Source organism: Shewanella vaxholmensis, from assembly GCF_031932135.1.
Taxonomy (GTDB): Bacteria; Pseudomonadota; Gammaproteobacteria; order Enterobacterales; family Shewanellaceae; genus Shewanella; species Shewanella hafniensis.
Genome location: NZ_JAUOEV010000024.1, coordinates 1 through 24855, shown reverse-complemented (window position 1 = coordinate 24855; position 24855 = coordinate 1). Strand labels below are relative to the sequence as shown.

Here is a 24855-nt window from a genome sequence, read left to right as displayed (position 1 = left end):
AGCTCACACGTATTGATGTGAGCAACTTAGGTAAAGGTATGAAAATGAATATATTAATGGTACTAACTTCACACGATAAACTCGGCGACACAGGTTTAAAAACCGGCTTTTGGCTCGAAGAATTCGCCTCACCTTTTTATGTGTTTAAAGATAAAGGTTTTGACATTACCTTAGCCTCGCCATTGGGCGGTCAACCCCCGCTCGATCCAAAAAGTGATGAGCCAGACTTTCAAACTGAAGCCACTGCGCGCTTTAGCAAAGATCCTGAGGCACAAGCACTGCTAGCAAATACCACTCGCTTAAATGAAATTAACGCAGCTGATTATGATGCGGTTTTCTATCCAGGCGGCCACGGCCCACTGTGGGATCTTGCCGAAGATAAACATTCTATTGCCTTGATTGAACAGTTCTATCAAGCGAATAAACCCCTAGGGCTCGTCTGTCATGCGCCTGCGGCACTGCTGCACCCTAAAACCAGTGATGGTAAGCCATTGGTCAGCGGCAAGCGTGTTACCGGTTTCAGTAATTCTGAAGAAGAAGCCGTGCAACTCACTCATGTCGTACCATTTTTAGTTGAAGACATGCTTCAGAAAAACGGCGGCACTTATGTCAAAGGTGATGATTGGACAAGCTTTGTTGTCGCAGATGGCCATTTGATCACAGGTCAAAACCCAGGATCATCCGAAGCCGTTGCGCAGGCCATCGTTGCGCAATTGAACGCCAGAGGCTAAGCGATAAATGACGTAACACACTCAGCTTGAAGTACATAATGACAAGCGCGAGTGTGCTAAATACGGTAGAAATAGCTCTCGCACCATAATGGTGCGAGAGCTAAAAATGTACTCTCACAGTCGAAAGGGAAGCCAATGATCACCTTGCACCATCTCAATAAATCACGCTCTAAACGTATCATCTGGTTGCTAGAAGAACTCGGTCAACCTTATCAAATTAAGAGTTATCAGCGTGATAGCCAGACTTTTCTCGCGCCACCCGAACTCAAGCAAATTCATCCGTTGGGCAAATCACCCGTTATCGAAATGGACGGTCAAGTGATTGCCGAGTCAGGCGCGATCACTGAGTATCTGATTGAAAAATATGCGGCAGACACCTTAGCGCCAGCAAGAGACAGCGCTGACTACGTCGATTATCTGCAATGGTTACACTTTGCCGAAAGCTCAGCCATGCTACCTTTGTTACTGCGCATGTTCGTGCAAAAGGATGGCTGTAAAACCAACTTCCTTGAAGGTTATGCCGCGATAGAAGTCAGTAAGATAAGCCACTACTTCAATGATATGTTGGCTGGTAAAACCTACTTGGTTGCAGACAAGCTCACAGGTGCGGATATCATGATGTCCTTCGTGGTGGAGCTACTGGCTAATAGTGGCGACCTCGAAAAATTTGAACACATTCAACGCTATGCCACTCAATTATCCCAACATGCCGCTTGGGTTAAAGCGAGTGAGATCGAGAAACAACTCGACGCAAGCGTGTAATTTACCACTCGAGTTCGGGCACATGAGTGTGCCCGAACTTCAGCTCATTCAACCCAGTCCGGTTTCTAGCTCACCCTTTCCTGTCGCGCTTTACGCCTTCCATGTAGCGACGCCGCATAACAAACACCATGATTTTTGATGTAAAAGAGACTAATCTTGATTAACTCTATCTCAAGGCTACAGGGACTTTAGCATGCGTTCACTCACACTCATCGGCTTAGTGCTATTTAGCATGTTAGCGCAAGCGACGGTTTATAAATGGGTCGATAAAGATGGTAAAGTCCATTACTCAGATGAGCCGCAGCCCAATGCCCAAGTCGTTGAGCTAAAAGAGAAGACCTTAAATCAAATTGCCCTTCCCCTACCTAAGACAGACTCAAATAACGCAAACCAAGCAATTGAATCTATTCAATATAAAGTTAATATCACTTCCCCAGCAGAAGAAGAAACCGTCAGAGATAATAATGGCGATTTCGACGTCGTTGCGACTATCACCCCTGAGCTAAAAAGCCAGTATTTAATGGTCCTCAAACTCGATGGCACCCCCGTCGGTCAGCCGCAAATTGGCGGTACCTTCAAACTCAAAAACATCGACCGGGGTGAACATACCTTAGTCGTTGACGCTTTGACTCAAAGCGGCAAAGTCTTTGCATCAAGTTCACCAAGAAAGATATTTCTTCATCAAGCAGCTAAGCGTTAATGCCACTCAATGCATAGATAAAGTTAGTATAAGAACTTTAAATACATAGAGTTAGATTAACCATCCCAGACTAAACCGTTTGATGAAGACAAGTTGCAGCTTGCACCAGATTGGTGCACCATAGTGGTGCAACCCTATTTCTAGGAACGGTCGATGGATAAAGAGATACTGCTCAATCATTTAGTTACCGCTGTACTTGTCATAGATAAGGATCTTAAGCCTTGTTATGCCAACGCAGCAGCAGAGCAATTATTAGGTGTTGGCAGCCATAGACTCGTAGAACAAGCTTTGCCTGAGCATTATCAAATCCTCGGTGTCGAAGCCCAGTTATTGAGGGATGCGGTAAAAGCTGGCCAAGGCTTAACGGTCAATACGGCGGCCCTAGTCACGCTCGATGGCCAGCACCATACCGTTGATTTAACCCTTATTCCCCTCGATGACGAGGCTGAACTCAGCCTGCTCGAACTGCGCCAAGTCGATCAACAAAGACGCATTCATCAGCAGCTGAGCCAAGATGCACAGCAGCAAGCGGCGCAGTTTTTAGTGCGCAACTTAGCCCATGAAATCAAAAATCCTTTAGGCGGCCTGCGTGGTGCGGCGCAGTTGTTATCGCGGGAGCTGGCTGATCCGGCGCTAAAGGAATTCACTACCCTCATCATAGAGCAGGCCGATCGGCTGCGTAATTTAGTAGACCGTCTGCTCGGCCCTCAAAGACCGACACAGCATAGCCTGCACAACATCCATCAAGTGGTGCAGAAGGTCTATAAGTTAGTTGAAATGGCGCTGCCCGCTAACATTCAGCTTAAACGGGATTACGATCCATCCATTCCCGATATCGAGATGGACCCTGACCAAATGCAGCAAGCTGTGCTCAACATTTTACAAAATGCGGTGCAGGCGCTTGAGCATACGGGCGGCGAGATTTTGATCCGCACTCGCACTCAACACCAAGTCACTATAGGTTCACAGCGCCACAAGCTAGTGTTAACCCTATCGATTATCGACAATGGCCCCGGCATACCGCCTGAGCTGATGGACACATTATTTTATCCAATGGTGACAGGCCGTGAGCAAGGTTCAGGTTTAGGCCTCTCAATTGCCCATAATATTGCCCGTTTACACTCGGGAAGAATCGATTGCCTCTCCAGCGCTGGGCACACCGAATTCATCATTTCATTACCGATTTTAGGCGCTAAATAATTTCGACAGTACCTACCCATACCGTATGAGGAAGCAAGATGCGAATTAGTGAACAAGTGTGGATCCTCGACGATGACAGCTCGATACGTTGGGTACTCGAAAAGGCACTTCAAGGTGCCAAGCTCAGTACCGCCAGCTTTGCCGCCGCCGAATCCCTGTGGCAGGCCTTAGAAATATCGCAACCGCACGTGATAGTGTCGGACATCCGTATGCCCGGCACAGACGGGTTAAGCCTGCTCGAACGATTGCAAGTACATTACCCCCATATTCCCGTGATCATTATGACGGCGCACTCAGACTTAGACAGCGCAGTCAGTGCCTATCAAGCGGGCGCATTTGAGTATCTGCCTAAACCCTTCGATATCGATGAGGCTATCTCTCTGGTCGAGCGCGCACTGACACACGCCACTGAACAGAGCCCAGCACCCGCGCAGGAAGCCCAAGTAAAAACACCCGAAATCATAGGTGAAGCGCCAGCGATGCAGGAAGTGTTTCGCGCCATAGGCAGGCTTTCACGCTCGTCGATCAGCGTGCTGATTAATGGTCAATCGGGAACGGGTAAAGAGTTAGTGGCTGGCGCGTTACACAAACACAGCCCACGTAAAGATAAGCCGTTTATCGCGCTGAACATGGCAGCGATCCCTAAAGATTTGATCGAATCTGAGCTATTCGGCCACGAAAAAGGTGCCTTCACTGGCGCAGCCAATGTCCGCCAAGGTCGCTTCGAGCAAGCAAACGGTGGCACGCTCTTTTTAGATGAAATCGGCGATATGCCGTTAGATGTACAAACACGGTTACTCAGAGTGCTCGCCGATGGTCAATTCTACCGCGTCGGTGGTCATAATGCGGTGCAAGTGGATGTGCGTATCATAGCGGCGACCCATCAAGATCTTGAATTATTAGTGCAAAAAGGCGGCTTTAGGGAAGACTTATTCCATCGCCTCAACGTGATCCGCGTGCACTTACCGCCACTGTCACAAAGACGGGAAGACATTCCCCAACTCGCCACCCATTTCCTCGCCTCGGCAGCGAAGGAAATTGGTGTAGAAACTAAAATAATGACCAAGGAAACCGCGGTAAAACTCTCCCAATTACCTTGGCCCGGTAATGTCAGACAACTCGAAAACACCTGTCGTTGGTTAACCGTAATGGCATCGGGGCAAGAAATTTTACCCCAAGATTTACCGCCAGAATTACTGAAAGATCCTGTAAGTGTCACCCACACGGCGAAAGGCAGCCAAGATTGGCAATCGGCACTGACTGAGTGGATAGATCAAAAACTCTCGGAAGGAAACAGCGATCTGTTAACTGAGGTGCAACCCGCATTCGAACGCATACTGCTAGAAACTGCGCTGCGCCATACTCAAGGCCATAAACAAGAAGCGGCGAAACGTTTAGGCTGGGGACGAAATACCTTAACGCGGAAATTAAAAGAACTGTCGATGGATTGAGTAAATAAAATAACGTTACTACTCGTTATATCAATACAAGCTCATTCATAACCAAATAATAAAAAGGGATATCTTCATATCCCTTTTTATTTGAAATTCATTTCATTTTCATTGGCATTAATTAAATATGCCAAATCAAAAAATTAGAATTGATAATGCACACCTACAGCGAATTGCTTAATATCGGTGTCTATATCTTTTAATCCTAAATAGCTACGGTCTGCATCTAAATCGCCAGTAGTGACATCATAGCTTACACGGATATTTAAGTGTTCTGTTACGGCGGCATTCACACCTACACCGTAAGTCCAACCAAAACCAGTAAAGTCTTCATCGTAACCATAGCCATCAACATTCACAGCCATAGATGCGATACCCACTTTGGCATAGGCAGAGAAAATATCATTGATTTGTGCAGTAAATTTAGGTGTGAAGCTTAATGCGCCAGCACTAATATCAACATCCTTATCGCCTAAGTCGCCAGTGGCGAACAGGTTAGCTTCTAAACCAAACCACTCATTGAAGTTATAGCCACCGTATACGCCTACACCAGTACCGGTTTCTGAACCACCAAAAGTATCTGCTGTGACTCTATTTAATGCGCCACCCACATAAAATCCTGTCGTGTCGGTTGCAGCAGATACTTGAGTAGCCGCGAATGCTGATAGTAAAGAGATAGCAACAATTGATAACTTGTTCATCATATTTCCCTAATGATTTAACGTAAGTATTAGACAGCGCGGATATTACAATAAGCAATTAAGAAGTGTCATGGTTTAAATTATCAAAATACAAACCATACAGCATTGATTCAGCTTGAGTCGAAAAATGGAAGTTTTAGTTATTCGCTATGTAGCAAAACCATGCTTACTGTAAGTATTTTTTTAAAATTGAAACAATTAACGATGTTAACTTAGCACCCGCAACAATCCTATAAAACTGGCATATAGCCAACGTATGAGGGAACGACGCCGTCTGACATCTAAACATTCGGATACGACAACTCGGCCAGTCGCTAGACAAATAATACGGGTGCGCCAAAGGAATAATGGCCAGATATGGACTCGATAAGTTTGGTTAGATATTTCAAAATCAATTTTCTGCGGTAGGTAATAAAGATGTTTACGCAGGACTAACTGACTCCAAGCCCCCGCAATCACAGGAGTGACTGTACTATCTGCTTGGTTCACTCTCGAGGACTGCGCTTGAGTTGAAACCGTAATATCCGCATCGGCAGGAACGTTCACATCACGAATCTCAGATTCGACTATCAACTCAAAGCGAGTCGATAGCCTCTGATAACGACATATCAATCGAGTGGAATGATCCCATCTGTGACCTTGCTTCTGCATCCATGCCATCGCTTGCCCTTACTTTATGTTTCGTTGACTTCAGGTTTGACTGGGTCTTGGTGAATAATCACCTCGGCATCTTCAAAGGCGGCCTTGACCCTTATCCCTGTCGTATCGGCAATACTGTGGGCTTCATTCAAACTCAGATTGCCATCAAGCTCTAAATGGAATTGGATAAAAACAGTTTTGCCAGCCTGACGAGTACGCAAGTCATGCAGACCTTGTACCCGTGGATCTTCCATTGCGATTTGCGTGATTTGCTGGCGAGTTTCTTCGTCTAACTCCCTATCTAGCAAAGCTTGAATTGAGCGATAGCCCAAGCCAAAGGCTTGATGACCAATATAGAATGCAATCATTACCGCAAACAAGCCGTCAGCCCACCACCAACCATACTGGGCTAGGACGAGTGCTAACAGTACCGCGCCATTGAGGAATAAGTCCGACTTATAATGCAGTGAATCGGCTTCGACCACAGTGCTTTTTGTCGCTGCTAATGCGCGTTTTTGCAACGTCACTAAGGCTAACGTCATAATAATCGCGATAACGGAAACCACCACACCTATGGTGGCATTTTCGACGGGAACGGGCGTTAATAACCGCTCGCCACCATAGAAAAGTAACAGGAACGCGGAGCCCATAATAAAAGCGGATTGCGCTAAAGACGCTAACGGCTCAGCCTTACCATGGCCATATCTGTGGTCATGATCCGGCGGCACAAGCGCGTAACGAATTGCAATAAAGTTGATGATGGAAGCGAGTGCATCGGCAAAGGAATCCGTCAAAGATGCCAACATACTGGCAGAGCCGGAATAAAGCCAAGCGAACATCTTGATAAGAATAAGGATCAAAGCGGTAGCCACGGAAGCGCGGCTAGCCAGTTTGACCCAAAAATCGTATTGGGAAGTCTGAGTCATAAGGGATCTATCTTGGGAAGCTATGACCCTATTGTATATCAGCTAAGACGCTTAACCGCGAGGTTCTTTACCAGCTTGTGCTTCAAATCGCGCTTTAAACTTAGCTTGCTGCTCTGGTGTCAACAGATTGTAGATTTGATTATGCAGCTTCATACGTTCAATGGCTTGAGCTTGACGCTGTTCTTGCTGCGCGCTCATCAGTGCCTTGGCTTGCACTTCATCAAAATTAGGGGCCGTCATCAAGGCCTGCATTTCAGTGCGATGGGCCAAACGCTGCTCTTTCGTTGGGCGGCTATCGGCACGCGCGGCTTTCTGATCGGCAAACAGCTTTTTGATATCAGCTTTTTGGGCATCGGTTAAATCTAGCCCTTCAAACATACGATGCATGCCACGCTTATCCATGTGTCGGCCGCCATGTTCCATACGGTCGCCTTTGTGGAATTCAGAACGGGAGAAATCACAGCCACCGTCTGTCGGTTCGGCATTGACTGTTGTCGCTAAAACCGCAGAACTCGCTAGAATGGCAAACAGGCTCGCTTTCAAAGGTGATAATGTTTTCATAGTGTTAACCTCAGTGGTTCAACTTTAATATGGCAAATAAAAGATACAGTGACGACCCTTTTAAGCCGAGTCACTTTCGACCCTTCCAGTCTAAACCCCTATATGTAAGTGAGGAGGTTGCCTGAGTAAATCACTGTAAAGTTGCATCAATTCAAAAGGTGGCCGACATTCTGTCATTGATGCGCCTTGAATTGAATCACCCTAGACGCTCTGAAACTCTTATCCTGAGGCTGCTTGGGTATAACAGATTCTCTATTCTTTACTTTGGCTTACATTGCTACACAGCAATTGACATCAAAACAGGTATACTCAGCCAAAGCGCTAAAAGTGCCAGTATTACATGGGCGCATAAGGCCATATTACAGAGATTAAGGAACAATATGAGTCGGATATTATTAATCGATGACGATCTGGGTTTATCTGAGCTGCTAGGGCAACTGCTCGAGTTAGAAGGGTTTCAGTTAACCTTGGCTTACGATGGTAAACAGGGTTTAGATCTGGCACTAAATGCGGATTACGATCTAATCTTACTCGATGTCATGCTACCTAAATTGAACGGTTTTGAAGTCCTGCGTGCACTGCGTCAGCACAAGCAAACGCCAGTATTAATGCTGACCGCTCGCGGCGATGAAATCGATCGCGTTGTTGGGCTTGAAATTGGCGCCGATGATTATCTGCCAAAGCCGTTTAATGACAGAGAATTAATCGCCCGTATCCGCGCCATTATTCGTCGCTCGAACTTAACAACCCAAGAAATCCATGCCGCGCCCGCCCAAGAGTTTGGCGATCTGCGCTTAGACCCATCGCGCCAAGAAGCTTACTGTAATGAGCAATTAATCATACTCACAGGCACTGAATTCACTCTGCTGCACACCCTAGCACTGCACGCTGGCGAGTTGATGAACAAGGAAGAGTTAAACGAAAAAGTGCTCGGCAAAAAACTCATGCCCTTCGATCGCAGCTTAGACATGCATTTATCGAATCTACGTAAAAAACTCCCCGAGCGTAGCGATGGGCGTCCAAGGGTGAAAACCATCCGTGGCAAAGGTTATATTTGGCTTCCATAACGGCGGTATCGACTGTGCCTAATCGTTTATTTATCAAATTATTGCTCGGATTCTGGCTCTGCAGCTCGCTGATCATTGCCTTGGTCGGTCTGTTGCCATTGCTGCAACAAAGTCACGACCGTGCACCGCTGCCACCTCACCTTGAAAAAGTCCTATCGACCATAGCGCAGCGCATTCAAGAAAATCCTGCCTTACTGGAGTCTGATTTTCTTCGGCGCTGGGAAAGGCACAGAGACATGGAAGGCAAGCCGCTACGGGTTTATCTCGTCAACAGCCAAGGCCAAGTCGTCAACACCCACAGAGTGAGTCGCGGTGTGCGTAGCTTTATGTTGATGGCAGATGAAGAAAAACAACCTATTAGCCATCAGTTTAAAGATGAGTTGGTATTTGGCCCCTTTCAATTCAATCTGGGTGCCGAGACGTATTCACTCTACGGCCGGCTGCCTGATAACCATCCGCGGCCTTGGTTTTTCTTCTTCGCCGAAAATAAGTTATTAACTTTAAGCCTAGCAATTTTCCTATCAGGATTATTATGTGGCCTGCTCGCTTGGCATCTAGGTAAGGCATTAAATTCACTTAAAAAAAGTGCGAATGCCCTCGCAGAGGGTGACTTAAGTCATCGTGTCGATAAGTCCACTACACAGCGTAAAGATGAAATAGGCCAATTAGCTAAGGCCTTCAATAGCATGGCCGACTCCATCGAATCTATGATGAACAATCAACAGAGATTGATGGGCGATATTTCCCATGAGCTACGTACTCCGCTCACCCGTTTACAATTGTCGTTAGCCCTCGCCCGTAAAAAGGGCCAGCAAACGGCAGAAACGGATCGTATCGGCTATGAAGCCGAGCAACTCGAAAAGCTTATCAGTGAATTGTTAGAACTCTCGCGGGTCAAGCTCAGCACTAACGAAACCAAAGTGCATTTAGGCTTGGCAGAATCCCTGAGCCAAGTTTTAGACGATGCGGAATTTGAAGCAGAACAGCAAGGTAAAAGCATTACTATCGATATCGATGAAGAAATTGAGTTAGCGCATTTTCCTAAATCACTTTCCCGCGCGATTGAAAATCTGCTGCGTAATGCAATTCGCTATGCCGCAAGCGACATTCAGTTACAGGCAAGTGCAACAGCTGATCAAGTAAAAATCACGATAAAAGACGATGGACCAGGCATAGATGCCGCCGAACTCGATGCCATTTTCAAACCCTTCTATCGCCCTGACTCTGCACGGCAAAGAGAAAGCGGTGGCTGGGGACTTGGGCTGGCAATCACTGAAGCGGCGATTACCGCCCACAAAGGTAAGATTAAAGCCGAGAACCGTATACCAACGGGCCTTAAAGTGACGATTACACTGCCGAAATAGCCGATATGAAGAACAAGTACAGGAGGCTCAACTAATGGTTTAGTCGTAATTGGCAACACCTCAGTGTTGCCATCGTGTTAAAACGTAGGAAACGGGATTACAGCTTAACTAATACACGTCCTGTGACTTGACCTTGGATAATTTTATTCGCGAAATCAGGCACCTCTGCCAATGAAATCTGCTGGCAAGCTTGCTGATAGAAATGTGCAGGCAGTGCTTTAATCACAGCTTCCCACGCCGCTTTTCGTTTCTCAAATGGACAAGAAACAGAATCGATTCCCAGCAAACTCACTCCTCGTAAAATAAATGGCATTACGGTTGTGGGTAATGCAAAACCGCCCGCTAAACCACAAATAGCGGCGGCGCCACCGTATTGCATTTGCGCTAATGCTTTGGCGAGGATCTTGTTGCCAACGGTATCGACCACACCCGCCCAGAGCTGCGCCTCAAGTAGCTTAGCATCCTGTTCAAGCTCACTGCGATCAATCACTTCAGCGGCGCCAAGCTCCTTCAATAAAGGTGCATTTTGCTCGACCCGACCACTGCAGGCAACCACGCGATAGCCAGCATTGGCGAGCAAAGTCACCGCCACGGACCCCACACCACCACTGGCACCTGTGACCAGAATATCCCCACTTTGCGGTGTTACCCCAGCCTGCTGCAGCGCTTGCACGCACAACATAGCCGTAAGTCCAGCCGTGCCAATCATCATGGCTTTAGCGGCATCACAATCTTGCGGCATAGGCACCAGCCAGTCGGCTTTAACGCGCGCTTTTTGCGCCATACCACCCCAGTGATTTTCACCCACGCCCCAGCCTGTCAAAATCACCTGATCGCCAACTTGGTATCTCGCATCTGTTGATTCGCGCACGACCCCCGCAAAATCGATGCCCGGCACCATAGGAAACTGGCGAATGATTTTGCCAGCACCCGTCACAGCTAAACCATCTTTATAATTCAGCGAGGAATAGTCGACCTCAACTAAGACTTCCCCTTCTGGTAAATCGGCTTCTGTAATCTGTGAAACTTGAGCAAACGTGCGTTTATCTTCTTGTGTCAGTAGTAAGGCATCAAACATAACTTGCTCTCCGAAGGCCATGCAAATCGCAAGTTACCATAAAAGGCATCGACGCCATTAACAAGCAGACTTATGGCTAATAGTAAACGCTGAGATCTAAATAGATTAAAGATAATGGCCCAGAGTGATCGAGCGCAAAAAATGGCAAAAATGATGTCTTTATGGCTTTAAACTCGCCTGCTGCAAAGCGCCACTTTGACCCCAGTAGCGGGCAAACTCAGCCAAGGTCATTCCGGCATTATTCGTTAGGTTCGCATTACATTCTTTCGCGTATAGCCGCTTTACGATATTGAATTCGGCCTTAATCACAGCGCCCATAATTGCCGTATTACCACGCTTATCTTGCAAACAAGCATTAGCACCATGCTCAAGTAATACATCTGTTGCAGCCTCTTGGCCGTTATAAGCCGCCACCATTAGCGCGGTATAGGTTTGACTATTTCTCTGGTCAATAGGGAAGCCCGCATCGAGAAAATGCTCAAGCACTGTGATATCGCCAGTACGCGCGGCAGCAAAAAAGTAGTCCACCAGCAATTGCACTTGTGCGGTATCGGGCTCGTCCGCTTGGCTGACAGTTGCGGATGCCTGAGCAGAACCTGCGCCCATCACGACCGACATACTCAGTGCCGCAATTATCAATAATAAGATAGTAATATTGTGTTTCATCAATAACTCCCGCGCAGCAAAAATAGAGATTTAAACAATAAGAGGTGACGAAATGCCCGCAAGACGCCCTCTTAAACTGGGCAGAAAAGAGCTTGATTACGCCTTGCGGGACTTACTGGGTTTGAGCGGTTTAACGCGAATCTGCACCAAATCGCTCTAAAATGATGCGTTAAATTGAACGCTGTTTAACGTCGGCCAAATCACCTTTTACAGCCTTGGTTAAACGCTCACCAAACTCTGGGTCTGCACGATAAAAGTGACTGAGCATCTGATGTTTCACATTGGTATCGTTCACTTTGCCTAAGTCACCGGCCAAGTTAGTGATCAGATCTGCTCTATCTTGCTTGCTCAAGCTGCGGTAAAAGACGCCCGCTTGGCTAAAGTTATCCTGCTTGCTAATAGCCGTTTGTTGCACAGTCCCCGTTAGCGCAGTCGTTACCGCACGATAACGATTATCTTCGGCCAAGGCTAAATGTACGCTCGGTTGATAGTTCACATCGGACTGGGTATGCCCCATATTGCCCGCACCTTCTTGGTTGTGGTTTGCCACCGCCACTAAGGGTTTATTAATCGGCAATTGCGACAAATTCGCGCCGAGTCGATACAGCTGAGTATCGGCGTAGGAGAACATACGGCCTTGCAGTAATCTGTCTTCCGAAGGCTCAATCCCTGGGATCAAATTCGATGGCGCAAATGCCGCTTGCTCAGTCTCTTGGAAGAAGTTTGCAGGCATGCGGTTCAGCGTCATAGTGCCCACTTTTTGTTCTGGCACATCTAGCCACACCTTAGTGGCGTCTAGTGGGTTGTAATCAAACTTATTAAGCTCAGTCGGGTCGAGTAATTGAACGTACAGATCCCACTTAGGATAGTTACCCTTGTTGATCTCACTATAAAGATCATCAGTTAAATGGTTAAAGTTTTGCCCTTGGACTTTAACCACTTCATCGGGACGTAAGCCTTTAACACCTTGCAGACTCTTCCAGTTAAATTTCACATATTTAACTTGGTTATCTCGATTCACAAATTTGTACGCATGCACACCGAAACCGTCCATTTCACGATAACTGGCAGGTACACCTAAGTTACTGTAAACCTGAGTCAACATATGGGTTGAACCCGCTTCATGACTGAAAAAATCAAAGAAACGATTCGGATCTTGCATATTGGTCACTGGCGATGGTTTGAGTGAATGCACCATGTCAGGAAACTTGATCGCATCGCGAATGAAGAATACGGGTAAGTTATTACCTACTAAGTCCCAGTTACCTTGGTCCGAATAAAATTTGGTCGCAAACCCACGGGGATCACGCAGCGTTTCTGGCGAACCTTTCGAGTGGATCACGGTAGAAAAGCGCACAAATACGGGTGTCACTTTACCTTTTTGTGCAAAGGGTGCCGCTTGGGTTAGGTTGCTAAAATCGCCACTCGATACAAACTCACCATGGACACCTGTGCCTCTGGCGTGGACGACACGCTCAGGAATACGTTCACGGGCAAAGCGTTGTAGCTTCTGGATAAGCTGCACATCTTGCAATAACACGCTGCCATTACTGCCCGCTGTGGTCGAGTTTTGGTTATCACCCACAGGTGCACCATTGTCACGTGTCAGGGTATTTGTTGGTAAAGTTTGAGCCTGTACATTCAATGTCAGACCCATAGAAATAATTAAAAGGCTTTTAGTAAGATGCATAACAGTTCCTCTTCTATGCATAACGCCAAGCTCTTTTCTGCCTGCCCGCAGTATAGTTCTGAATTTGTAATTATAAGAAGCGATCTTTATCGATTATATGAATCAATAAAACCTATTAGACATAAATTGGCAACAACAAAAAGTCCCATTGTCAGATACTGAAGCTAGAGATTGTGGACTAAAACCTCTCGGTTTTAGTCTATTGCGAAGTGGATAAACGTGGGGTGATTAAGAGATATTTAGCAATTGATTGAGCTTCACAACAAGAGCCGTAAGCGAGCATTAATCCTTAATCCCCATCAGTTTTAATCGCCGGTACAAGGCATTACGGCTGATCCCTAAACGCTTAGCGCATTGGCTCACATTGCCATTACAGGCTTGGTATGCCTGCAGCACATTGCTATAAATCGCCTCATTTAGGGAATCCGATTGAACCTTTGTGGCATTCGGCTCCACAGCGAACTTACCACTTTGCAGGGGTGATGCAGAACGTTGACGGCTTACCTCTTTAAATTCATCACATAAAGATGCAGCTTGTAACTGGTCTACTTTTAACGGCTCGCCCGCTAATTTTTGTGCAAGATAATCGGGTAAATGTTGCCAATTGAGGGTACTGTCTCCTTCTGCCATCAAGCAAGCGACTTGCATGAGGTTATCCAGCTCACGCAAATTCCCCGGCCAGTCGTATTGCATCATTTTCCCTAACAGTTCTGGGCAGATATCCTGCGCGGAGATACGATGTTTACGATGCAATTTATGGATAATACGCTCAATATCCTGCCGCTCCCGCAGCGCAGGCAAACGCACTTGCAAGCCATTTAATCGATAGAATAAATCCTGTCGAAACAGCCCTTGAGTCACCTGTTTTTCTAAATCCATATGGGTCGCGGCAATGATTTGGATATCGACTTTAAAACTTTGATTACTGCCAACGGGCACCACTTCGCGCTCCTGCAATACCCTAAGTAAACGACTCTGGGCTGCCAGCGGCATTTCGCCAATTTCATCTAAAAACAAAAAACCGCCGTGGGCTTGGCGAATTTTGCCGATAAATCCTGTGCGATTCGCTCCAGTAAAAGCGCCCGCCTGATAACCAAAGAGTTCAGATTCGACTAACTCGGCAGGCAATGCCGCGCAGTTCACCGCCACTAAAGGCTCGGTGCGACGCGCGCTCTGGGCGTGGAGTTTTTTAACAAACTGCTCTTTACCGACGCCGGTTTCACCGAGCACTAACAGCGGAATTTGCTTGGTGATCACCTTATTGGCATGTTGCCATGCGCGCTCAAGTTGAGGGTCGCGAAACCGCACACCCAGTTGATTAAGCGATTTATTGCTCATCGCAACTCGCCCCTTAGCGCTGGGAATGTTTAAGGGCTGAGTCTGTAGATGCAAGTCTAAATGCTGATTAAAGCCACCCGCACGGCTCCAATTATCGCCTAAGTACTGCTCGACGGCATCGCCGACCTTAGCATGGTTAAGCAATTGTTTCGCCATGGGATTGCAACCCACAATGCGACCATCGCTGTCGGCAATCACTATGCCCTGCCAACCCGAATTCAGTAAATTTGGCTGCGCCGCTAAATCGATTCGATAATGGCTATCGGGCAAGTGACACAAGAGCGCGGTCTCGACCTGCTGCGCCAAGCTCGACACTAACATCAGCGTCTGCTGAGTGTGTCTTTGCTGCTCACTGGTGATATCTATCACCCCGAGCATCTCACCTTGGGGAGAAAATATCGGGCAGGCGGTGCAACTCATAAAACGATTCTGACGAATAAAATGCTGCTCACCCACTACAGATACTGCTTGCTTGGCGGTGAGTGCCGTCCCTATCGCATTGGTGCCTTTGTGCTGTTCGAGCCAATTCACCCCGATATCCAAAGCCACGTCCGCCAATTTTGTGGAGTAGCGGCTCACGCCCCAGTGCCTAAGCACATAACCCTCGGCATCGGAGAGCAAGAGTCGGCTATTAGAATGCGCCATCAACTGATTGAACAAGGGCAAAGCATGGGATTGCACTAATGCAATGAGCATTTGATATTGCTCATGTTTCTGCTTAAGTTCGCTGGCGTCGAGCCTAAGCTCTTGGGGTAACTGAAATTCTGACAAGCCAGCGCCAATGCTGCGCTGCCACGAATCGGCCAACCACGCCTGTGTCGATGGTAAATGCGGTTTAACTGCCATAGCCGTGCTCCCCCGAGCTGTGTTCCGTTTCGGCACAGTTGCAGTGTGCCGTTCGATGACAAAGTGACCACAGGACACACCTCTCTCCCTGAGTGCCCACACTGTTTCAAATCTGCAAAATTAGCTTTTCATCATACTGTTAGCGCAACAAGTGTACAACTCTTGCCAGTTTGGCACTCTCCTTGCGATGCACCTTAGGTATGCAAGTCTCAAGTGTTACGTTAGAGAACACTAAGCTAATCAACAAGAAGGAATGATTCTATGATTTATGCTCAACCCGGAACCGCAGGCGCAATCGTTAACTTCAAAGAAAAATACGCCAACTTCATCGGCGGTAAATGGGTCGCCCCAGTCAATGGCAAATACTTCGACAATCGCTCACCCGTTAATGGCCAAAACTTTTGCCAAATCCCGCGATCCGATGCACAAGATATTGAATTAGCTTTAGATGCCGCCCACGCAGCCAAAGAAGCATGGGGCAAAACTTCAGTCACCGAACGCTCAAACCTGTTACTGCGCATTGCCGATCGGGTCGAAAAAAATCTCGAATATTTAGCCGTCGCCGAAACCTGGGAAAACGGTAAAGCGGTGCGTGAAACCTTAAACGCCGACTTACCCTTATTTGTCGATCACTTCCGCTACTTTGCCGGTTGTATCCGCGCACAGGAAGGCAGCGCCGCCGATATCGACGGCAACACAGTCAGCTATCACTTCCCAGAACCTTTGGGAGTAGTCGGCCAGATCATCCCTTGGAACTTCCCGCTCTTGATGGCGGCATGGAAAATCGCTCCTGCGCTGGCGGCGGGTAACTGTGTGGTACTCAAGCCTGCGGAGCAAACACCGGTATCAATTCTGGTATTGCTCGAGCTGATTGAAGACCTATTACCCGCGGGTATTCTTAACGTAGTCAACGGTTTTGGCGCGGAGGCGGGACAAGCACTGGCCACCAGCAAACGCATCGCTAAGCTTGCGTTTACGGGCTCCACCGAAATTGGTTATCACATTTTAAAATGCGCCGCCGAATCCTTAATTCCATCAACCGTTGAGCTTGGCGGTAAGTCGCCTAACGTGTTTTTTGCCGATGTGATGGACCATGAGGACGAATATTTAAATAAAGCCGTCGAAGGTATGTTGCTGGCCTTCTTTAACCAAGGAGAAGTCTGTACTTGCCCATCACGGGTGTTAGTCCAAGAGTCGATTTTCGATCGCTTTATCGAAAAAGTGCTCGCCCGCGCGCAAACCATTAAGCAAGGCGATCCCTTAGATACCGACACTCAAGTAGGTGCTCAAGCCTCTAAAGAACAGTTCGATAAAATCTTAAGCTACTTAGCCATAGGTAAGGCTGAAGGTGCAGAAGTGCTACTGGGCGGCACACTTTGCCAACTCGATGGCGGCCAAAGCGAAGGTTATTACATCAGCCCGACGATTATGAAAGGCCACAATAAGATGCGTATCTTCCAAGAAGAGATCTTCGGCCCCGTCATTTCGGTCACCACTTTTAAAGATGAAGCCGAAGCCTTAGCGATCGCGAACGATACTGAGTACGGCCTAGGTGCTGGCGTGTGGACGCGTGATATGAACACGGCTCAACGTATGGGGCGTGGCATTCAAGCTGGTCGAGTGTGGATTAACTGTTACCACGCCTATCCTGCCCATGCCGCCTTTGGTGGATACAAAAAATCCGGTATTGGCCGCGAAACCCATAAGATGATGCTCAACCATTATCAAAATACCAAGAATCTCTTGGTGAGTTACGATGTGAATCCTTTAGGTTTCTTCTAAGGTTTTGGTGTTCAAACAAGCTGATGTGAGGAAGCTTTTATTAGGTTTTTAAACGTCTTTGCAAGCAAGCTTATAAAACTTTCCGCATGAGTAATCGATACAAGTGATAAACATGAAAGGGCGAATAGCCCTTTCTTTTTTAACTGAATTTAATTCAAACCTCACTCAGTTTATATTATCAATCCGCGCTAAACGCTGAGCTAATTCAGCAAGAGATGAGGCTGTTTGTGGATCGCTTTGTGGATCGACAACTTCAACCAGTTTAAGTTTTGGCTGAAAAGGTAACCAAGAACTGCCCGTTGTAATCACTAAATCCAGCACAAACTGACCGTAATAGTGCAACCTCAGTCGGTTATCCGCCATGGGCCAATGGGCATAAAGCAGAAAAGAATCGTACATTTGCGCCAAAGAGGTTGTCGCAATGATCTTAAACCCTTCATCAAGCAGACTAAACTCGGTTGATTCTTCGAAGGGACAATCGAAAGCAGTGATGACCAAATACCCCGAGGTTTTATTGGGTAAAACGCAGCGATATTGGCCTTCAATCACTAAGCCAGCAATCGAGGTATGAGTATATTGGCCATTGAAATACAAAGGCATTTTCAGTGAATTAGGCTCAAGTCCATCAGTACGTGCTGTTAGCAGTGAAAACCCCGTTATCGGCTGCATCCCTTACCCCACTTATCTCGCCTACTTATCCGCGAACACACACATCACGCGGCACTTGCGGATTCAAATACTAGGACTGGCGGCTTTTCCAATAACAGCCCACTAAGATCAAGTAACCGACAAAATAAGCCACGAGATCGAGTGGGTCGAAATGGCTACCTATCACTATCCGCGCCAAGCGATTTCCACCCAAGCCTAACTTGTCGACTAAGCCCCAATACTGGCCAAACTCGATGGCAAAGGCAAACAGCAATACCGCAAGCGCCAGCCAAGGAGTTTGAAATAAGCGCTTAATGCCCTCGTCTTTACTATTGGCTACCGAATTGACTGCTAGAGGAACGACAGCCCGCACCATGCAAAACAGCAAGATCACCACCAATACATCGCCCACAAAACCACGAATAAAACCCGCAGGCGCATATAAGGCAATTAAGACTTCAGTCAAAAATAATAAAACCGCATAAATAAAAAAAGATTTACGACTCGGATTGCGGCTAATGAAAGCGCGAATAACGGCGGTAGACATAGATAAGTTAATCCCTTCACTCGGTTGAAGTGGCAGAATCTACCGTAATACCAAGAGGTTAACAAGCGAGCTTTCGTTGATATTTAAGGCTCGTCACCTAGGCAAGCGCGCCACTTAACGCCACCAATTCACTAAATGTTCGCCCCTCAAAATTTAAGCGAGGTTTAAGTTTGGGTTAAGTAGCCTACACCTAAACCCACTTAGGAGCGTCACACCATGTCATCAAACACACTGCAAACCATCAAAGTTTGGGACCTGTTAATCCGCATATTCCATTGGTCTCTCGTCGGCTTTTTCACCTTAGCCTACCTCACTGAAGGCGAAGACGAGTGGATGACCATCCACAGTTACGCAGGTTACAGCATCTTAATTTTACTGGTGTTTCGTCTACTGTGGGGCGTGATTGGTACCCACAATGCGCGCTTTAGCAACTTTATTACTCGCCCTAAAGAAGTGCTGGTGTACCTCAAAGGGCTCATCACAGGCAAAGCCAAAGACTACATAGGCCATAACCCCGCTGGAGCAATGATGATAGTGGCCTTGATTGCCAGCATCGCCATCACGGGATTCTCAGGCATAGCTCTATACGCCACCGACGGACACGGCCCATTAGCCACGAGCTTTTTCGCCACTTGGCCCGAAGGCGCCATAAAAGAAGTCCATAAATTCTTTGCCAACTTCACAGTGTTCCTCGTGGTTATTCATGTTGGCGGCGTCATCGTCAGCAGCCTGTTACACAAAGAAAACTTAGTCAGAGCCATGGTCACGGGCAAGAAACAACGCCCAGTGGAACAAAAAGATTAATCCATTAGCCATTTTGTTTAGCAATAAGACATCCAGCCCAAAAGGAATGCCCTATGAACAGATTAACCAGACACACGAATAAGAAACGCCTTGTTGTCGCGATTTCAACCTTGCTGCTAACTAGCCTTAGCGTTAGCGCCGCTAACAGTAAAGTGCAAAGCCTGCCACTGAGCGCCGAGCGTATTGGCACACAACTGCAACGCTATCAAGCCCAAGGTGCTGGACCTTTTAGCGCCGCCGCGGGACAAAAGCTTTGGCTACAGGACATGGACGGGCGCAGCTGCGCCAGTTGCCATACCGCCAAAGTCACCGACATGGGGATGCACCAAAATACCCGTAAACCCATTGACCCTATGGCGCCGTCGATTACCGCAGATCGGTTAACCGACTCAGCCAAAATCGAGAAATGGTTTAGCCGTAACTGTAACTGGACCTTTAAACGCGACTGCACGCCGCAGGAAAAAGGCGATGCCTTACTCTGGTTAAGCCTGCAATAACTCATTTAATTAGAGCGATTAATTTCAATACCTTCCATAGAAGGTAACGGTACAAAAAGGAAGATATTATGACTCAACAAGCACACCCTATTAGCTGGATCTTAGGTTCATCACTCACAGCCGCTGCATTAGCCATTGGCGTTATCGGCATCAGCCTAACCTTAACCGGTACAGGCTATGCCGACGATGGCCATGAACTCAACCGCGCCATTCCACAGAATGTGGAATATACGGCAGAATGTGGTAGTTGCCATATGGCTTACCCAGCGAACTTACTCCCCGCCGACAAGTGGCGTGCCATTACCGCAAATCTTGATAACCACTTTGGCGACAACGCCAGCATAGATCCTCAAGTCACTGCCAGAGTTGAGGAATATCTGGTTCAACATGCGGCACAAAATGGTAAGGTGATGAAAAACAGCACGCCGCTGCTCGCAAGCGTAGGGCCGCAGAAGATCACAGAACAGGCATTTTTTATTCGCAAACACGATGAGATCCCAAGACGTATGGTGCAAGATAACCCCAAAGTCGGCTCATTCAGTCAATGCAGCAATTGTCACAACCTCGCAGAAAAGGGCATATTCGATGAAGATACCGTTAATATTCCTGGCTTTGGCCGTTGGGATGATTAGCAGCCCCAGCTGCAATGCCCACGACGATGATCTTTCAAACAAGGTGGTCGAGTGGGTTAAGGAGGGCAAGGTTTTGCCCTTCGACACCATAATGCAACGCTATGAATCACGGCTAAAGGGACGGTTGCTCGATCTCGAAGTCGAGCAAAAACATGGAAAGATCATCTACGAACTCGAAATCCTCCGTGACGATGGCATAGTGTATGAAATCAAGATTGACGCCAAAACCGGCGAGTGGCTAAAGGAAAAGGTCGACTGATGCGTTTGCTATTGATTGAGGATGATACCGATCTGGTCGCGCGCCTCATTCCCGCCCTTAACAAGGCGGGTTATACCGTCGAACACGCCGATAACGGTATTGATGGCGCCTTTTTAGGCGAAGAAGAAAACTTCGAAGCCGTGATCCTCGATCTCGGTTTACCCGGCAAACCCGGTCTACAAGTCCTCGGCCAATGGCGACAAAAAGGCTTAGCTATGCCAGTGCTGATCCTCACCGCTCGCGATGCGTGGCATGAGCGGGTCGACGGCCTCAAGGCGGGTGCGGATGATTACCTCGGCAAGCCTTTTCACATTGAAGAACTACTCGCAAGGCTCGAAGTGTTGATCCGCCGCCACTTTGGCCGCGCCGACAATGTGCTACAACATGCGGGCGTTTCCCTCGATGTCGACAAACAGGCCGTCACCAATGTCGACGGTGAAGTGATAGAGCTGACTAAGATTGAATATCGTCTGCTGCATTACTTAATGGTCAATCCCAGCAAAATCGTCTCTAAGTCAGAGCTCAGTGAACGCATTTATGAAGAAGATCAAATCAAAGACAGCAATGTTATCGAAGTGTACGTCAACCGCCTGCGCCAGCGCCTAGGCAAGGATTATATCGAAACCCGCCGCGGCCAAGGTTATCGACTCAAGGAGTAAAAGGCGTGTATTCACTCAAGGGTTATCTGACGCGCAATCTGCTGATCACGCTCACCTTTGCCATGGTGCTGTTACTGTATTTTCTGTACCAAGGTATCCAAGTATTAACCCAAGACTTTGTTGCCTCGCGATTACAACACGATGCCGACAGCCTGATCTCCGCCCTGAATCACAATCCCAATGGCACATGGGCGCTCACCTCAGACCGTTTACCCAATGTGTACCACAGGGTTAATTCTGGGCATTATTTTGCAATTCAAATCGGCGAACAAACCCTGCGCTCACGCTCCCTATTCGACCATAACGTGGACATGCCAAAACTGACCGCCGGTGAGCAGCACCAAGCCACTGAGTTTGTCGGCAAAGAACATTGGCTGATGTTCAGTCAGGCCGTAATCAAAGATGATCAATTAGTGACTCTGTGGGTGACAGAAGACATCAGCGAGCTCGAACAAACTCAAATACACTTTTTAGCCTTTGCCAGCGCGGCCGTGTTACTCACGATTGTTATTCTATTACTAGCGCAGTATCAGCTACTTAAACGCGGCTTTAAACCCTTAGAGCAGATGCCCGAAGCCATACGGCAAATGCGCACCCAAGGGCAAGAAATCAATCCAGATCAAATGCCGAGCGAAATCATCCCGCTGATTGAGGAGATAGATCGCTTAGTCAATCAATTGGGCCAGCGAGTGCAACGCTCCCGTAATGCCCTAGGTAACTTAGCCCACGAAATGAAACGTCCGCTACAAGGGCTGCAGTCCTACCTAGAAAGCCTTCCACCGGAACAGAGGAGTGAGGGCAGCAAGGTGCTCGCAAATCTGCACCACATCATCGAGAGAGAGCTTAAGCGCACTAAGATTGTCGGCCTGTCCACTCCAGGGCGTTATACAGTGCTCGATGAAGATCTCGCGCCGCTGATTCAAGTGATGCAGCGTATCTACCCAGACCGCATTATTCATAGCCATTACGCGAGCGGCTTAGTGATGCCGTTTGATCGGGATGACTTACTCGAACTCTTAGGCAATTTACTGGATAACGCCTGTAAACATAGCCGCAAGAACATTGAGATCCGTATAGTGCATCAAACGGCTGCCACCGCAGGTTATGGGATCATAGTGAGTGATGATGGCGAAGGCGTCTCCGATGCCGCATTGTCGATTATCATCGAGCGCGGCATTCGGTTAGATGAAAGCATCCAAGGCCATGGCTTAGGATTATCTATCTGCAAAGATATAGTCGACAGTTATCAGGGCGAACTTAGCTTTAGCCACGCGCAACAAGGTGGACTCGAAGCCAGCGTATTTCTGCCACTCCCAAGTTAAGCGGTATACTCAGTCAAACCTGCTCAATCAAACCTGCCGCCACATAATGTAGACCAGCGAACGGACTTAAGTATTCGCGCCATAATGTCGTACCATTAAGCCCTTTGCATAACACACGTCAGAGATTTATATGAAAGTTATCGACCTAAAATCGGCCCCACAGCACATTCCACAACTGGCACAATGGCATCATCAAGAATGGGCACATTTAAGTTCTGCGGACGCCACAGTCACCACACTCATTGAGCAAATGAGCGAGTACCTCTCTGACGCCGCCATTCCTAAGATGTTTATCTGTGAAGACGCTAACCAAGTCATGGGCTCCTCCTCATTAACCGCAGCAGACATGGACACCCGAACAGACCTCAGCCCTTGGCTCGCCAATGTGTATGTTAATGCACACTATCGAAATAAAGGCTTAGGGAAATTATTAGTCAATGCCGTCGTTGATTATGCCAAAGCACTCGGATTACAAAAAATCTATTTGTTTACCGCAGACAAAGCAGACTTTTATCAGACACTTGGTTGGTCAAAGATTTCACGGGAAGATTATATGGGCGAGATGGTCACGATAATGGAATATGAATTTAAGAAGTGAATGTTTAAGGAGAGTGAGCAAGCCCCACGACGGGCGTCGTGAAGCTGTACATGCTGGCTAAATATCTAGATGTGATATCCAATACTTAGCGACAAGCCAATGGCTTTAGTCAATTTCTATATCCACGCCGAAACGATTGGATAGTTGGCGTTGCTCGTGCAGAATTTCAATTCGGCGGCGAGTGTCTTGGGTCAACTTGTCTTTGAGGCGCAAACCACTAGTAATGGCGGCTTTTTTTGCTTTCTTGCTCTTAGTTGTCGTTGCATCCGTTGGACTCTCGACGGCTTGAGATTCGATAGACATAGCTAACTCCTTTAATTAGAACCTTAAATAGGCTCTTCCAGTAAATCCCTGCTCAAAACGAACAAACAGGTCATCTTTATAATGAGTCAATTCGCCATTCACTATTTAAGTAATAGATAATTTGGCGACTCATAAACTTACGGCCCATATCATTTACCTAAGCCAACAAAATTAAATTACATGCTAACAGGATAAAAATAATCGAGACGTAAGGTCGAAATGAAAAACTGAGTATTGATTTACTTCATCGGTGTAACAGAACCCTAACGAGCTCTAAATTTCCAGCGACAAAGCGGCATAACATAGGTAGATAAAGAACAGGTGGTAATGCAGAAAGGTTGGTAAGCTCAAGCGGCAAAGCGCTGCTGCACAACAATTAGGCTGCGCAACAGTACTACATCTAGCCTAGATTTACGACTTATATGGCATAGCGCCAAGGTAATCTTTCTTGCCAATTTCAACACCGTTGTGGCGCAAAATCGCGTAGGCTGTTGTTACATGGAAGTAAATGTTCGGAATCGCATGCTCAATAGCAAACTTATAACCAGTAAGATATTTTCCTTCCCAACGCGGTTGTGAGACATGGATCGTGGCCGCATTAGCAAAATCATCCGCTTTGAACGTCGCTAAGTAAGCTAACACTGAGCTAATACGAGCTTGTAACTCAGCTAACGTCGTTTCGCTATCATCGTGCTTTGGCACTGTATCTAAGTTATCAGTCAAACGTGCCACGCCAATTTTGGCAGTATCACAGGCAATTTGAACTTGGCGGATAAGGTTAAATTGATCCGGTGCTAAACGTGAGTTTAATAGCACCGCCATATCGACTTTCTTGAGGTTTGCGAAGCATTCGCCCTTTTCAAGAATAACGCTTAAATTTTTCAGCATCTTGCTAAATTGTACAACCGTTAAATCATAAAGCATGGCATTGACCTCAGTGATGGACGCTACAAAACTGCAGCACTTAAGACTATCTTGGGGCAAATAACTCAATTTCAATCATTCTTGGAATTTAAGTATTTGCTTAACAATAAACACACCTAAATAAGCCCAATTAAGCAGCTAAAAATGACAAGAAACAAGT

At 47.1% G+C, this 24855-nt stretch carries 27 protein-coding genes; 15 read left to right on the top strand and 12 right to left on the bottom strand.

From position 1 onward, the window contains the following. Positions 1-38: 38 nt before the first annotated feature. The 5 genes from Q4Q46_RS17880 (at position 39) to glnG (ending at position 4844) form a co-directional block, all read left to right on the top strand. The gene (locus Q4Q46_RS17880; protein ID WP_311900641.1) at positions 39-731 is read left to right on the top strand and encodes a type 1 glutamine amidotransferase domain-containing protein; all 693 of its coding nucleotides are present in this window, start codon (positions 39-41) and stop codon (positions 729-731) included. Positions 732-866: 135 nt separating this feature from the next. After that, entirely contained in the window at positions 867-1493 is a 627-nt protein-coding gene (locus tag Q4Q46_RS17875; protein ID WP_259484009.1) for a glutathione S-transferase family protein, read from the top strand. Between the two features lie 193 nt (positions 1494-1686). Beyond that, complete coding sequence (locus Q4Q46_RS17870; RefSeq protein ID WP_311906657.1) at positions 1687-2193, top strand: DUF4124 domain-containing protein; 507 nt, start codon at positions 1687-1689, stop codon at positions 2191-2193. Between the two features lie 153 nt (positions 2194-2346). Beyond that, positions 2347-3393 carry a nitrogen regulation protein NR(II) gene (gene glnL / locus Q4Q46_RS17865; RefSeq protein WP_311906656.1) on the top strand — a complete coding sequence of 349 codons (1047 nt, stop codon included), beginning with the start codon at positions 2347-2349 and terminating at the stop codon, positions 3391-3393. Positions 3394-3431: 38 nt separating this feature from the next. Further along, entirely contained in the window at positions 3432-4844 is a 1413-nt protein-coding gene (gene glnG / locus Q4Q46_RS17860) for a nitrogen regulation protein NR(I) (RefSeq protein ID WP_006079736.1), read from the top strand. Between the two features lie 143 nt (positions 4845-4987). Here glnG and Q4Q46_RS17855 read toward each other — a convergent pair whose 3' ends face one another. The 4 genes from Q4Q46_RS17855 to Q4Q46_RS17840 all read right to left on the bottom strand — a co-directional run bounded on the left by Q4Q46_RS17855 (position 4988) and on the right by Q4Q46_RS17840 (position 7671). Next, on the bottom strand, positions 4988-5545 hold the full coding sequence (locus Q4Q46_RS17855; protein WP_311900643.1) for a porin family protein: 558 nt from the start codon (positions 5543-5545) through the stop codon (positions 4988-4990). 207 nt (positions 5546-5752) lie between these two features. Further along, the gene (locus Q4Q46_RS17850) at positions 5753-6205 is read right to left on the bottom strand and encodes a hypothetical protein (protein WP_311906655.1); all 453 of its coding nucleotides are present in this window, start codon (positions 6203-6205) and stop codon (positions 5753-5755) included. Between the two features lie 14 nt (positions 6206-6219). Further along, positions 6220-7110: a cation efflux pump FieF gene (fieF, locus tag Q4Q46_RS17845; protein WP_126490959.1), complete on the bottom strand. Its 891-nt coding sequence runs from the start codon at positions 7108-7110 to the stop codon at positions 6220-6222. A gap of 51 nt (positions 7111-7161) precedes the next feature. Beyond that, complete coding sequence (locus Q4Q46_RS17840; protein ID WP_107403272.1) at positions 7162-7671, bottom strand: Spy/CpxP family protein refolding chaperone; 510 nt, start codon at positions 7669-7671, stop codon at positions 7162-7164. Between the two features lie 380 nt (positions 7672-8051). On the opposite strand from Q4Q46_RS17840, the gene Q4Q46_RS17835 reads away from it, so the two are divergent. Both Q4Q46_RS17835 and Q4Q46_RS17830 read left to right on the top strand, forming a co-directional pair. Continuing rightward, on the top strand, positions 8052-8738 hold the full coding sequence (locus Q4Q46_RS17835) for a response regulator (RefSeq protein ID WP_106648428.1): 687 nt from the start codon (positions 8052-8054) through the stop codon (positions 8736-8738). Next, positions 8726-10102, top strand: a complete 1377-nt coding sequence (locus Q4Q46_RS17830; protein WP_311906653.1) for an ATP-binding protein — start codon at positions 8726-8728, stop codon at positions 10100-10102. The genes Q4Q46_RS17835 and Q4Q46_RS17830 overlap by 13 nt, the downstream gene beginning before the upstream one ends. Before the next feature lie 97 nt (positions 10103-10199). Here the strand turns inward: Q4Q46_RS17830 and acuI are convergent, their stop codons facing one another. The 4 genes from acuI to Q4Q46_RS17810 all read right to left on the bottom strand — a co-directional run bounded on the left by acuI (position 10200) and on the right by Q4Q46_RS17810 (position 15720). Then, entirely contained in the window at positions 10200-11180 is a 981-nt protein-coding gene (gene acuI / locus Q4Q46_RS17825; RefSeq protein WP_311906652.1) for an acrylyl-CoA reductase (NADPH), read from the bottom strand. A gap of 159 nt (positions 11181-11339) precedes the next feature. Continuing rightward, positions 11340-11846 (bottom strand): ankyrin repeat domain-containing protein, encoded by a 507-nt coding sequence (locus Q4Q46_RS17820; RefSeq protein WP_311906651.1) that lies wholly within the window; start codon positions 11844-11846, stop codon positions 11340-11342. A gap of 169 nt (positions 11847-12015) precedes the next feature. After that, positions 12016-13536 carry a catalase KatE1 gene (katE1, locus tag Q4Q46_RS17815; protein ID WP_113941374.1) on the bottom strand — a complete coding sequence of 507 codons (1521 nt, stop codon included), beginning with the start codon at positions 13534-13536 and terminating at the stop codon, positions 12016-12018. 282 nt (positions 13537-13818) lie between these two features. Continuing rightward, positions 13819-15720, bottom strand: coding sequence for a sigma-54-dependent Fis family transcriptional regulator (locus tag Q4Q46_RS17810; protein ID WP_311906650.1), 1902 nt, complete (start codon positions 15718-15720; stop codon positions 13819-13821). A gap of 261 nt (positions 15721-15981) precedes the next feature. On the opposite strand from Q4Q46_RS17810, the gene exaC reads away from it, so the two are divergent. Continuing rightward, positions 15982-17502, top strand: a complete 1521-nt coding sequence (gene exaC, locus Q4Q46_RS17805) for an acetaldehyde dehydrogenase ExaC (protein ID WP_311906649.1) — start codon at positions 15982-15984, stop codon at positions 17500-17502. A 165-nt stretch (positions 17503-17667) separates the two neighbouring features. Here exaC and Q4Q46_RS17800 read toward each other — a convergent pair whose 3' ends face one another. Both Q4Q46_RS17800 and Q4Q46_RS17795 read right to left on the bottom strand, forming a co-directional pair. Then, positions 17668-18171 (bottom strand): hypothetical protein, encoded by a 504-nt coding sequence (locus Q4Q46_RS17800; protein ID WP_311906648.1) that lies wholly within the window; start codon positions 18169-18171, stop codon positions 17668-17670. 70 nt (positions 18172-18241) lie between these two features. Continuing rightward, entirely contained in the window at positions 18242-18697 is a 456-nt protein-coding gene (locus tag Q4Q46_RS17795) for a ribosomal maturation YjgA family protein (protein ID WP_106648437.1), read from the bottom strand. A 216-nt stretch (positions 18698-18913) separates the two neighbouring features. On the opposite strand from Q4Q46_RS17795, the gene Q4Q46_RS17790 reads away from it, so the two are divergent. From Q4Q46_RS17790 to Q4Q46_RS17760, 7 genes are all read left to right on the top strand, one after another. Beyond that, positions 18914-19501, top strand: a complete 588-nt coding sequence (locus Q4Q46_RS17790; protein WP_311906647.1) for a cytochrome b/b6 domain-containing protein — start codon at positions 18914-18916, stop codon at positions 19499-19501. Positions 19502-19554: 53 nt separating this feature from the next. After that, on the top strand, positions 19555-19998 hold the full coding sequence (locus Q4Q46_RS17785) for a DUF1924 domain-containing protein (RefSeq protein WP_311906646.1): 444 nt from the start codon (positions 19555-19557) through the stop codon (positions 19996-19998). A gap of 68 nt (positions 19999-20066) precedes the next feature. Next, entirely contained in the window at positions 20067-20630 is a 564-nt protein-coding gene (locus tag Q4Q46_RS17780) for a diacylglycerol kinase (RefSeq protein WP_311906645.1), read from the top strand. Further along, positions 20623-20889, top strand: coding sequence for a PepSY domain-containing protein (locus tag Q4Q46_RS17775; protein ID WP_011982124.1), 267 nt, complete (start codon positions 20623-20625; stop codon positions 20887-20889). Before Q4Q46_RS17780 ends, Q4Q46_RS17775 begins: the two co-directional genes overlap by 8 nt. Continuing rightward, positions 20889-21548, top strand: a complete 660-nt coding sequence (locus tag Q4Q46_RS17770) for a winged helix-turn-helix domain-containing protein (protein WP_006079718.1) — start codon at positions 20889-20891, stop codon at positions 21546-21548. The genes Q4Q46_RS17775 and Q4Q46_RS17770 overlap by 1 nt, the downstream gene beginning before the upstream one ends. A 5-nt stretch (positions 21549-21553) precedes the next feature. After that, entirely contained in the window at positions 21554-22870 is a 1317-nt protein-coding gene (locus Q4Q46_RS17765) for a sensor histidine kinase (protein ID WP_311906643.1), read from the top strand. Between the two features lie 130 nt (positions 22871-23000). After that, the gene (locus Q4Q46_RS17760; protein WP_311906642.1) at positions 23001-23468 is read left to right on the top strand and encodes a GNAT family N-acetyltransferase; all 468 of its coding nucleotides are present in this window, start codon (positions 23001-23003) and stop codon (positions 23466-23468) included. Between the two features lie 105 nt (positions 23469-23573). Here Q4Q46_RS17760 and Q4Q46_RS17755 read toward each other — a convergent pair whose 3' ends face one another. Together Q4Q46_RS17755 and Q4Q46_RS17750 are read right to left on the bottom strand one after the other, a co-directional pair. After that, positions 23574-23771, bottom strand: coding sequence for a hypothetical protein (locus tag Q4Q46_RS17755; RefSeq protein WP_006079715.1), 198 nt, complete (start codon positions 23769-23771; stop codon positions 23574-23576). A 411-nt stretch (positions 23772-24182) separates the two neighbouring features. Then, complete coding sequence (locus tag Q4Q46_RS17750; RefSeq protein ID WP_311906686.1) at positions 24183-24695, bottom strand: DUF1993 domain-containing protein; 513 nt, start codon at positions 24693-24695, stop codon at positions 24183-24185. Positions 24696-24855 lie beyond the last annotated feature (160 nt).